This window comes from Pyxidicoccus fallax, assembly GCF_012933655.1.
GTDB lineage: Bacteria > Myxococcota > Myxococcia > Myxococcales > Myxococcaceae > Myxococcus > Myxococcus fallax.
The window spans coordinates 17,398-27,097 of sequence record NZ_JABBJJ010000164.1; the positions used below are offsets into that span (position 1 = coordinate 17,398).

General features: G+C 70.1%; 11 protein-coding genes. 8 read left to right on the top strand and 3 right to left on the bottom strand.

Going from position 1 to position 9,700, the window contains the following annotated elements:
* Entirely contained in the window at positions 1-1,188 is a 1,188-nt protein-coding gene (locus HG543_RS29750) for a class I SAM-dependent rRNA methyltransferase (RefSeq protein ID WP_169348274.1), read from the top strand.
* Between the two features lie 27 nt (positions 1,189-1,215).
* Here HG543_RS29750 and HG543_RS29755 read toward each other — a convergent pair whose 3' ends face one another.
* Positions 1,216-1,710, bottom strand: a complete 495-nt coding sequence (locus HG543_RS29755) for a caib/baif family protein (protein ID WP_171818185.1) — start codon at positions 1,708-1,710, stop codon at positions 1,216-1,218.
* 31 nt (positions 1,711-1,741) lie between these two features.
* Positions 1,742-2,212, bottom strand: coding sequence for a hypothetical protein (locus HG543_RS29760; RefSeq protein WP_169348285.1), 471 nt, complete (start codon positions 2,210-2,212; stop codon positions 1,742-1,744).
* Between the two features lie 124 nt (positions 2,213-2,336).
* Between HG543_RS29760 and HG543_RS29765 the strand changes: the two genes are divergently transcribed.
* The 4 genes from HG543_RS29765 to HG543_RS29780 all read left to right on the top strand — a co-directional run bounded on the left by HG543_RS29765 (position 2,337) and on the right by HG543_RS29780 (position 6,993).
* Positions 2,337-4,397, top strand: a complete 2,061-nt coding sequence (locus HG543_RS29765; RefSeq protein WP_169348276.1) for an ATP-dependent helicase — start codon at positions 2,337-2,339, stop codon at positions 4,395-4,397.
* Positions 4,398-4,612: 215 nt separating this feature from the next.
* Positions 4,613-5,059 (top strand): 50S ribosomal protein L13, encoded by a 447-nt coding sequence (rplM, locus tag HG543_RS29770; protein WP_169348277.1) that lies wholly within the window; start codon positions 4,613-4,615, stop codon positions 5,057-5,059.
* Between the two features lie 15 nt (positions 5,060-5,074).
* A complete protein-coding gene (gene rpsI / locus HG543_RS29775; protein ID WP_169348278.1) occupies positions 5,075-5,476 on the top strand; it encodes a 30S ribosomal protein S9 in 402 nt (133 codons plus the stop codon).
* A 131-nt stretch (positions 5,477-5,607) separates the two neighbouring features.
* Positions 5,608-6,993: a type IV pilus twitching motility protein PilT gene (locus tag HG543_RS29780; RefSeq protein WP_169348279.1), complete on the top strand. Its 1,386-nt coding sequence runs from the start codon at positions 5,608-5,610 to the stop codon at positions 6,991-6,993.
* A gap of 139 nt (positions 6,994-7,132) precedes the next feature.
* Here HG543_RS29780 and HG543_RS29785 read toward each other — a convergent pair whose 3' ends face one another.
* Positions 7,133-7,870 (bottom strand): hypothetical protein, encoded by a 738-nt coding sequence (locus HG543_RS29785; RefSeq protein ID WP_169348280.1) that lies wholly within the window; start codon positions 7,868-7,870, stop codon positions 7,133-7,135.
* Positions 7,871-7,905: 35 nt separating this feature from the next.
* On the opposite strand from HG543_RS29785, the gene HG543_RS29790 reads away from it, so the two are divergent.
* The 3 genes from HG543_RS29790 to HG543_RS29800 form a co-directional block, all read left to right on the top strand.
* Positions 7,906-8,424, top strand: coding sequence for a regulatory protein RecX (locus HG543_RS29790; protein WP_169348281.1), 519 nt, complete (start codon positions 7,906-7,908; stop codon positions 8,422-8,424).
* A 10-nt stretch (positions 8,425-8,434) separates the two neighbouring features.
* Positions 8,435-9,211, top strand: a complete 777-nt coding sequence (locus tag HG543_RS29795) for an outer membrane protein assembly factor BamD (RefSeq protein WP_169348286.1) — start codon at positions 8,435-8,437, stop codon at positions 9,209-9,211.
* Positions 9,208-9,700: hypothetical protein (locus HG543_RS29800; RefSeq protein WP_169348282.1), on the top strand; the 493-nt coding region annotated here is incomplete at its 3' end. The genes HG543_RS29795 and HG543_RS29800, both read left to right, overlap by 4 nt.

Consider the following 9,700-nt stretch of genomic DNA (forward strand, 5'->3'; position numbering starts at 1 on the left):
ATGCCCCCCCAAGCAGCCCTTCCCGTGGCGCGCGCCAGTCTCAAGGGCGCCAAGTCGCTGCGCCGTGGCAACCCCTGGCTGTACCGCACCGAGCTGGCCGCCCCGCCCGACGTGAAGGGCCCCGGCGCGGTGGTGCTGGTGGTGGACCCGCAGGGCAACCCCATTGGCCAGGCCCTCTACGCGCGCCGCTCGCCGCTGGCGCTGCGCCTGCTGACGCGCAAGAGCCCCGCCGAGGAGCCGGTGGACGACGCCTTCTTCCGCCGGCGGCTGGAGGCCTCGCTCGCGCGCCGCGCCCCGCTGGCCGGCCGCGACGGGCTGCGGCTGGTGCACGGCGAGGCGGACCTCTTGCCGGGTCTCTTCGTGGACCGCTACGGCGCGGGCCTCACCGTGCAGACGATTTCGGAGGGCATGGACGCCCGGAAGGAGTCGCTCGCGCGGATGCTGGCGGAGCTGACCGGCGCCACGCACGTGGTGGCCCGCGACGATGGCTCCGGCCGCGACTTCGAGGGCCTGCCCCGCGAGGCGCGCCTGCTGCACGGCCAGGGCGACGCGCGCTTCACCTACCACGAGGGGGAGAACCGCTTCGAGGTGGACCTCCTGGGCGACATGAAGACGGGCGCCTTCCTGGACCAGGTGGACAACCACCTGCGCGCAGGCGAGCTGGCGCGCGGCGAGGCGCTGGACCTCTTCAGCTACCACGGCGGCTTCGCGCTCTCGCTCGCGCGCACCTGCGCCTCCGTGCTCGCGGTGGAGCAGGACCCGAAGGCCGCCGCGCGCGCGAAGGCCAACGCCGAGGCCAACGGCCGGACGAATGTCACCGTGGAGAACGCCAACGCCTTCGACGTGCTCAAGCGCTTCGACACGGAAGGGCGCCGCTTCGACACCGTGGTGCTGGACCCGCCCGGCCTCGCCAAGCGGCGCGAGGGCCTGACGACCGCGCTGCGCGCCTACCACGAACTCAACCTGCGCGCCCTGCGCTGCCTCAAGCCGGACGGCCTGCTCGTCACCTGCTCCTGCTCCGGCAAGCTGGACCGCGCGGGCTTCGAGGAGATGGTGCTGGCCGCCGCAGCGGACGCGAAGCGCCCGGTGCAGATTCTCGAGCGCCGTGGCGCCGGGCTGGACCACCCCGTGCTCGGCGGCCTGCTGGAGACGGAGTACCTCAAGGCCCTCTATGTGAGGGCCCTGTAGTCCACCTCCGAGCACCCGCTGGGACTGCTACGGCAGCCCCAGCTCCTTCTTCAGCCGGCTGACGACCTTGAAGTACTCGGTCCGGGGGAAGGGGACGTTGAGGATGTGGAAGTCCTTCTTCGCCAGCCCCACGCAGCCGAAGCAGTAGTTGCAGTCCTGCAGGTTGCGGCTGAGCACGAGGTACGCGCTGCTGGTGCAGTTCTCGCTCTGCACGCAGTAGGCGCACGCGTGGCAGCTCTTGCACTCCACGCAGTGCGAGCAGTTGTTGCACAGCTCGCACCGCGTGCAGTGGGTGCACTGGAAGCAGCTGTCGCAGTCCTTGCAGAACATGCAGTTGGCGCAGCGCTGGCAGCCCTCGCACGCGTACGAGCCCGGGTTGCCCGGGTCCGACGCGAAGCTCTTCGCCAGCTTCTGGAGCTGATCCAGGAACTCCCGCTTGCCCAGGCTGGCCACCGCGTCGCGCGCCGCCTTCTCCTCCGCGAGCAGGTCCGCCTTGGGCCGCGTTCCTTTGTCCTTCACCACCAGGGAGACTCCTTGCCCATCTCGAAAAGGTTCACTGCAACCGGGCCAGCCCGGCCAGGTCGATACCGCGCGCCACCCGTCGCACCTCCACGGTGCCCGGGAAGCCCCGGCTGGTGACGGCCACCACGAAGCGCTCGCCCACCAGGAGGTTCGCCTCCGCCAGCGACTCCTCCTCGTCGTATCGCACGAAGCCCACGGCGTCCTCCCAGAGAATGGGGGCCGCCGGGTCGCTCGGGTCCCTTCCTTTCGCCCGCTGGGCCGCGTCGCGGATGGCCTGTCCAATCTTCCCGCCCATCGTGGTGTCCACGATGCGCACCTTCACCTCTCGCCCCTCACCTCGGGTGAAGAGGCGCTCGGCCTCGGAGACGGACACCTCGCCGTACTTCCCCGTGGAGCCCTGGGTGTGGGTCACGGTGAAGCCCTCCAGCTGTGACGGCAGGAAGGGTGCCAGCTGCTTGAAGTACACGCAGGGCGCGCTCTCCGCGGGGACGGACGGTGTCACCTCGGCCGGAGCGCTACCGTTGTCGAGGCAACCCGCGCCCGCGCCCGACGCGAGGAAAGCGGCGATGAGCCGTGGGAAGAAGTCGCGCACAGGCGAATCAAAGGGTATCCCTGGGCCGCGCGCAATGGACCTCTCGAAGCTCAACCCTCCGCAGCGCGAGGCCGTGGTGACCCTCCAGGGGCCGCTCCTCGTGCTGGCAGGCGCCGGCAGCGGCAAGACCCGCGTCATCACCCACCGCATCGTCCATCTGCTCAACGAGCGGCCGGGCCACATCATGGCCCGCAACATCCTCGCGGTGACCTTCACCAACAAGGCCGCCACGGAGATGAAGGAGCGGCTGGTCCACATGGCGGGGCCCCGCGCTCAGGGGGTGCTGGTGTGCACCTTCCACGCCTTCGGCGCGGAGCTGCTGCGCGAGGACATCCACCGGCTGGGCTGGCCGAGGAAGTTCGCCATCGCCGACATGGGCGACCAGCTCGCCATCATCCGGCGCGCCATGCGCGACCACAAAATCGACGACCGCTCGTTCGACGCGCGCAAGGTCCTCACGCTCATCTCCAAGGCGAAGAACTCCGGCAAGGCGCCGGAGCCCAAGCCCGAGGGCATTGGCGACGACTACGACCTCATCACCCACATGGTGTACCCGGACTACCAGCTCGCGCTGAAGGCGCAGGGCTCGGTGGACTTCGACGACCTGCTGCTCTTGCCCACGCGCCTGCTGCGCGAGTTCCCGGACCTGTACGAGAAGTACACCCGGCGCTTCCGCTACCTGCTGGTGGACGAGTTCCAGGACACCAACATCGCCCAGCTGGAGCTGCTCAAGCTCATGGCCGGCGAGCAGCGCAACGTGTGCGCGGTGGGTGACGACGACCAGTGCATCTACTCGTGGCGCGGCGCCGAGGTGCGCAACATCCTCGACTTCGACCGCTTCTTCCCCGGAGGGAAGGAAGTGCGGCTGGAGCAGAACTACCGCTCCGTCCAGACGGTGCTGGACGCGGCCAACGCCGTCATCGCCAAGAATCCCGAGCGCAAGGCCAAGCAGATGTGGACCGACCGCAAGGGTGGGCCGAAGGTGAAGGTGGTGGGCTGCCCCAACGACGAGGAGGAGGCCCGCTTCGTCGCGCACGAAATCCAGAAGCACATCTCCCTGGGAGTGCCCGCGGACGAAATCGCGGTGCTCTACCGCACCAACGGCCAGGCCCACCCGGTGGAGGAGATGCTGCGCGAGAAGAACATCGCCTACGAAGTGGTCGGCGGCAGCGAGTTCTTCGACCGGCGCGAGGTGAAGGACGTCATCGCGTACTTCAAGGTCATCGTGAACAAGCTGGACGAAATCTCGCTCATGCGCATCGTCAACGTGCCCTCGCGCGGCATCGGCGACGTGACGATGGAGCGGCTCAACGTCCACGCCCGGGGCGAGGGCGTCACGCTGTGGACGGTGATGCGCAAGGCGGACACGTACGAGGACCTGCCTCCCGGCGCCGGCGCCAAGGTGCTGGAGTTCGTCCAGCTCATCGAGCGCTACCGCGACGCGTACGAGCACGGCCAATTGGCCGCCGTCACCCGCAAGCTCCTGGAGGAGATTGGCTTCCGCGAGGCCACGCGCGCCCACGCCACCTCCGCCACCAGCGCCGACAAGAAGCTCAAGAGCGTGGACGGGGTGCTCAACTCGCTGGAGAACTTCGAGAAGCGCGAGGGCCCCAAGGCCAGCCTCCTGACCTACCTCAACCGCCTCAGCCTGGACACGCGGCAGGAGGAAGAGGAGGTGCCCGGAGGCCACCGCCGCGTCACGCTGATGACGGTGCACTCCTCCAAGGGCCTGGAGTACCGGCTCGTCTTCTTCATCGGCATGGAGGAGGACCTGATGCCCCACGGCGGCATGCAGGGCGAGCCGCAGAACCTCGAGGAGGAGCGGCGCCTCTGCTACGTGGGCATCACCCGCGCCAAGGAGCTGTTGTACCTGACGCGGGCCAACACCCGCGTGAAGCGCGGCAAGGAGGTGCCCCGCACCCCCTCCCGCTTCCTGGAGGACCTCCCTCCCGAGGTGGTGGAGAAGGTGGACCTGGACGCGCCGCGTCAGGGCCCGCCCACGACCGAGGAGAAGAACTTCTTCGCCAACCTGAAGGAGCGCTTCAAGAAGCCGGGGGCTCCTGGCGCCGGGCCCCCCCGGGGGGCGGCCGGGTAGGGGAGCGCCTTCCCGGAAGCTGTCCCACCCCCTTCCGGGTGGGCAATCCGGACGGCAGGCGCGCGGCGACCTTGACTTGATCCGCCGCACCCACTAGGACGGTCGGCCTTTCCGGGTCGGCGTGGAGTTTTCACGGCGAACCCGTGGTTGGTTTGGCACGAGCAGCGGTCCCTGGCATGCACCCGGCGACCGCGAGAAGTTTGGAGTGCAAATAAATGTCGCAGAAGACCTACAGCGCGAAGGCTGGGGACATCAAGCGCCAGTGGCACGTCGTTGACGTGTCCGACAAGGTGCTGGGCCGCGCGGCGAGCCAGATTGCCACCCTGCTGAAGGGCAAGCACAAGCCCACCTACACGCCGTCCATCGACACCGGCGACCACGTGGTCGTCATCAACGCCGACAAGGTGAAGGTGACGGGCACGAAGGAGCAGGACAAGATGTACTACCGGCACCCGCGCGCGGGTTTCCCCGGTGCCCTGAAGATCACCAACCTGGAGAAGCTCCGCCAGCGTCATCCCGAGGACATCATCATCAACGCCGTGCGCCGCATGCTGCCCCGCAACGCGCTCGGCCGGCAGATGATGACGAAGCTGAAGGTCTATGCGGGTGACACCCATCCTCACGCCGCCCAGAAGCCGGCCGCGTTCGAGGTCGAGGCGTAAAGGGAGACCACGTCCATGCCCATCCACCAAGAACTCGGTTTCTACGCCACCGGCCGCCGCAAGGAGGCCACCGCCCGCGTGTGGCTCCGCCCCGGCACCGGTCAGGTCACCATCAACGGTCGTGAGATCAACGACTACTTCGGTCGCGAGACCTCGAAGATGGTGCTCAACCAGCCCCTCGAGATCCTCGAGCAGAAGGGCAAGATCGACGTCACCGTGAACGTGAAGGGTGGCGGTCTGTCCGGTCAGGCCGGCGCCATCCGCCACGGCATCGCCCGGGCCCTGTGCTCCTTCAACCCGGAGTTCCGTCCGGCGCTGAAGAAGGCCGGCTTCCTCACCCGCGATGCTCGCGCGGTCGAGCGCAAGAAGTACGGCCAGCCGGGCGCGCGTCGCCGGTTCCAGTTCTCCAAGCGCTAAGCTCACGCTCGGCTGCTTGCAGTCACTCGCGGCGGGGGTCCTCTTCTGGGGGCCTCCGCCGTGGTGCTTTGCGGGGTCGGGTTCGTCCCATCGCGTCGTGACATGGGGCTCTGCTACCATCCGCCCTGCTCATGGAACTGAACGAGATTCTGCAGATCGCCCTGCGCGGCGGTGCCTCCGACATTCATCTCAAGGCCGGCCTCCCGCCCATGTTCCGCGTGGACGGCTCGCTGGTGCCGCTCAAGGACGGCCGCCGCCTCCCTCCGGAGGAGGTGGCGCGCATGGCCTTCGGCATCATGAACGAGTTCCAGAAGGAGAAGTTCAAGGCGAGCAACGAGGTGGACCTCGCCTACGGCGTCCCCGGGCTGGGCCGCTTCCGCGTCAACGTCTTCCAGCAGCGCGGCACCGTGGGCGCGGTGCTCCGCGTCATCCCCTTCAAGGTGATGACGATGCAGGATCTGCTGCTGCCCCAGGTGCTCGCGAAGCTCTGCGGCGAGGAGCGCGGCCTCATCCTGGTGACGGGCACCACGGGCTCCGGCAAGTCCACCACGCTGGCGGCGATGATCGACCACATCAACGCCAACGAGACCAGCCACATCATGACGATTGAGGACCCCATCGAGTTCCTCATTCGCGACAAGCGCTCCATCGTGAACCAGCGCGAGGTCGGCGTGGACACGATGAGCTTCGCGCAGGCCCTCAAGAGCGCCCTGCGGCAGGACCCGGACGTCATCCTCGTGGGCGAAATGCGAGACCACGAGACGATTGAAACGGCGCTCCACGCGGCGGAGACGGGCCACCTCGTCATGTCCACGCTGCACACGCTGGACGCCACGGAGACCATCAACCGCATCGTCTCCGCCTTCCCTCCGCACCAGCAGAAGCAGGTGCGCCTGCAGCTCGCGAGCGTGCTCAAGGGCGTGGTGAGTCAGCGCCTCGTGCCGCGCGCGGACGGCAAGGGCCGCGTGGCCGCGGTGGAGGTGCTGCGCGTCACCGCCCGCGTGCGCGAGCTCATCGAGGACAAGGACCGCACGAAGGAGATCCACGACGCCATCGCCCAGGGCACGGACTCGTACGGGATGCAGACCTTCGACCAGTCGCTGATGAGCCTGGTGCGGCAGGGGCTCGTCACCTACGAGGAGGCCCACCGGCAGGCCACCAACCCGGACGACTTCGCGCTGCGCTTCTCCGGCATCAGCGGCACGTCCGACTCCAAGTGGGACAACTTCGACGCCAAGCCGGGCGAGGCCCGTCCCATCCCCGGCTCCGCGTCCTTCGCGCAGAAGGGCGCGCCCGCGGCAGCGGCTCCGGCGCCCGCCGCCCCGGCCACGCCGACGCCCGCTCCGGTGGCCCAGACCCTGCGCCCCGGCGCTCCGGCCGCCGCGCGTCCCGCCGCGCCGCCTCCCGGAGTCGCCCGTCCGGCCGCGCCCGCCGCGCGTCCGCCGACGCCGCCTCCCGCACCGGCCCCGGCTCCCGCCGCCGGTGGGGATGACGACTTCCAGATTGAGCGCTTCTGAGTGAGCGCCAGAGGGGCCGTGCTCGGACAGCCGGCCTCCCTCACGGGTGCTCCTGAAACACCACGGCGGCGGTGCCATGTGCCTGGCATCGCCGCCGTTCGTGCGTTTCGGGGGTGCTGACGCGACGGGCCCTTTCCGCCTACGCGTCCTCCTCACCGAGCATGGCCCGCAGCCGGGACAGGCGCAGCGGGCCGATGAGGCCCTCCTTGGAGAGCGCCTGGAGCAGCTGCGCGGTGGTGTGCACCTTGGCCTCCTGCTCCTCCTCGGGCCGGTCCACCACCTCCGCGTCGAGCAGCGCCTCCATGTGCTCGGGGTTGATGGGGGCGGGCCCCTCGGACCAGGCGATGTCGAAGAGGGCGCGGGCCATGCCCTCGCGCACCTTGCGCTCGACGTCGTTGGAGGAGCCCTTCACGAAGGCCAGGAAGAGGGCGTCGACGGCCTCCTTGGTGAGGGCGGCCAGCGCGGGCACCTCGCCCAGGGCCTCCTTCACGTACTCGCGGTCGAAGGTGTCCACGTCCTGCTCGTAGCCGAAGGCCTCCTCCAGCAGGATGGAGGCGATGAAGGCGTCCGCCTCCTCCTCGCTGGCGCCCTCCTCGGCGAGCGCCTCGCGCGCCTTGCGCGTGGGCTCGGCCAGCTCCGGGTCCTCGCGCATGGCGCGCGCCGCGGCGTGGGCCGCCAGCAGCACCAGCGAGGCCTGAGCGTCGGACGAGAGGGCGCGGCCGCCCACGCCCAGCATCACGGCCTGGTGCTTGGGGTGCGCGGCGGCGGCATCGGCGAAGGCCTGCTCCTCCGGGGACAGGGCTTCTCCTGCCTGCTGCTTGCGAAGCGTCTCCCGGGCGGTTTCGGCGGTGAGGTAGCTGGCGAGGACGGGGTGCATGGTTGGGCCTGTTACCACATGCTAGGTATCCCGCCATGCATCCGGAGGACGAAGCTCCCGACGAGGGCCCCGACGCTGTTCGCCGCGCCACGGACGCCTGCCTGAAGCTGTTGTCCATGCGCTCCCGCAGCCGGCACGAGCTGGAGCAGGCCCTCACCCGCAAGGGCTTCTCCGAGACGGTGCGCGAGCAGGCGCTCGCCCGCGTCCAGGGCTGGGGCTACCTCGACGACGCGCGCTTCGCCGAGGAGCGCGCCGCCTCGCTCCTGCGCAAGGGCCGGCTGGGTCCGCGCGCCGTGCTCCAGCGGCTGGAGGCCCACGGGGTGGGGGACGCGGCGGCCCGGGAGGCCGTGGCGCGAGCCGCCGGCACGGAGGGCTTCGACGCGCTGACGGCCGCCCGCGCGGTGCTGGAGGGGAAGGGGCTGCTCGGCTGCACGCTGTCCGCGAAGGAACGGGCGCGCGCGGCACGGCTCCTCGACAGCCGGGGCTTTTCGGAGGACGTCATCCACCGGCTGCTGGGTGAACCTTCGCTGGACCCCTCCGGTCCGGAGGAATAGCGTGGTGGAGATGCGTTCCGCCGTCGCCTTCCTGACCGCCGCCCTGCTGCTGACCTCCGGCTGTGCCTCGCTCACCTCGGGCCAGGCCGGCGAGCCCGACTATGCCTCCCTCGCCGACGAGAACCTGCGGCTGGGCACCGAGGCCCTGGAGAACAAGGACTTCCTCCGGGCCCAGAAGTACTTCGACTACGTCCGCACGAAGTTCCCCTACCAGGAGGCCGCCCGCGAGGCGGAGCTGAAGCTGGCCGACCTGGAGTTCGCCCGCGAGGCCTTCCAGGAAGCGCGCGACGCATACCAGAACTTCATCAAGCTCCACCCCACGCACCCCAAGGTGGACTACGCCGCCTACCGCTCCGCCCTCACGCACGTGGAGGACTACCCCTCGGAGTTCTTCGCCCTGCCGCCCTCGGAGGAGAAGGACCAGGGGGAAATCAAGGCCGCGCTCGTGGCCATGGAGGAGTTCCAGCGCCAGTACCCCCAGTCCGAGTACGCCCCCGAGGCCAAGGCCCACGCGAACGACGCCCGCAAGCGCCTGGCCGAGCACGAGCTGTACGTGGCCGCCTTCTACAAGCGGCGCGAGCGCTGGAAGGCCGTGGCCCAGCGCCTGGAGTCCATGCTGCGCCGCTACCCGGGCACCGAGTACGAGGAGCAGGCCCTCTTCGACCTGCACACGGCCTACGTGCGGCTGAATGACCCGAAGAAGGCGGAGGAGACGCTGCGCCAGGTGCTCAAGCGCCTGCCGGGAACGCCCGCCGCGGAGCGTGCCCAGCGTCTGCTGGGCCCGTGAGGACCACCCAGGAGTGGAGCCGCTTCGGCGGCGGCCTCATCATCCTGCTGGCGCTGGGCGCCACCCTGGCCGTGTTCGCCCCCCGCTTCCTGGGCGCGGCGGCCGGCCCCGAGGCGGAAATCATCACCGCCCTGAAGCAGACGGAGGCCGACGGGATGACCCTGCCCGTGCCCGGCTCGGACCTCCCCCTGAAGTCCCAGAAGCACCGCTTCGCCCGCATCACCGTGGCGGTGGAGCCCGGCGGGAAGCGGGCCGAGGCCTACGCCACGCTCGACTTCGACGGCACCCTCGGCACCACCCGGGTGGGCACCGCCGGGGTGGAGCGGGTGCCCTTCGTCCTGCGCGACGGGGACTGGGTGCCGGAGGGCACGGCGGCCCCCCGGCTGGTGGCCGTGGTGGCGGCCCTGGAGGGCCGGAGGCGGGCGCTCCAGGCGGCGGACGCGGACGCCCTCGGGCGGCTGGCGGCGCCGGGCACCCCCGGGGTGGGCG

Coding starts and splice junctions, on each gene's coding strand:
- HG543_RS29785 (WP_169348280.1), bottom strand. CDS start 7,870: ATGCACCCCGTCCTCGCCAGCTACCTCACCGCCGAAACCGCCCGGGAG.
- HG543_RS29780 (WP_169348279.1), top strand. CDS start 5,608: ATGGAACTGAACGAGATTCTGCAGATCGCCCTGCGCGGCGGTGCCTCC.
- HG543_RS29795 (WP_169348286.1), top strand. CDS start 8,435: ATGCGTTCCGCCGTCGCCTTCCTGACCGCCGCCCTGCTGCTGACCTCC.
- HG543_RS29765 (WP_169348276.1), top strand. CDS start 2,337: ATGGACCTCTCGAAGCTCAACCCTCCGCAGCGCGAGGCCGTGGTGACC.
- rplM (WP_169348277.1), top strand. CDS start 4,613: ATGTCGCAGAAGACCTACAGCGCGAAGGCTGGGGACATCAAGCGCCAG.
- HG543_RS29790 (WP_169348281.1), top strand. CDS start 7,906: ATGCATCCGGAGGACGAAGCTCCCGACGAGGGCCCCGACGCTGTTCGC.
- HG543_RS29750 (WP_169348274.1), top strand. CDS start 1: ATGCCCCCCCAAGCAGCCCTTCCCGTGGCGCGCGCCAGTCTCAAGGGC.
- rpsI (WP_169348278.1), top strand. CDS start 5,075: ATGCCCATCCACCAAGAACTCGGTTTCTACGCCACCGGCCGCCGCAAG.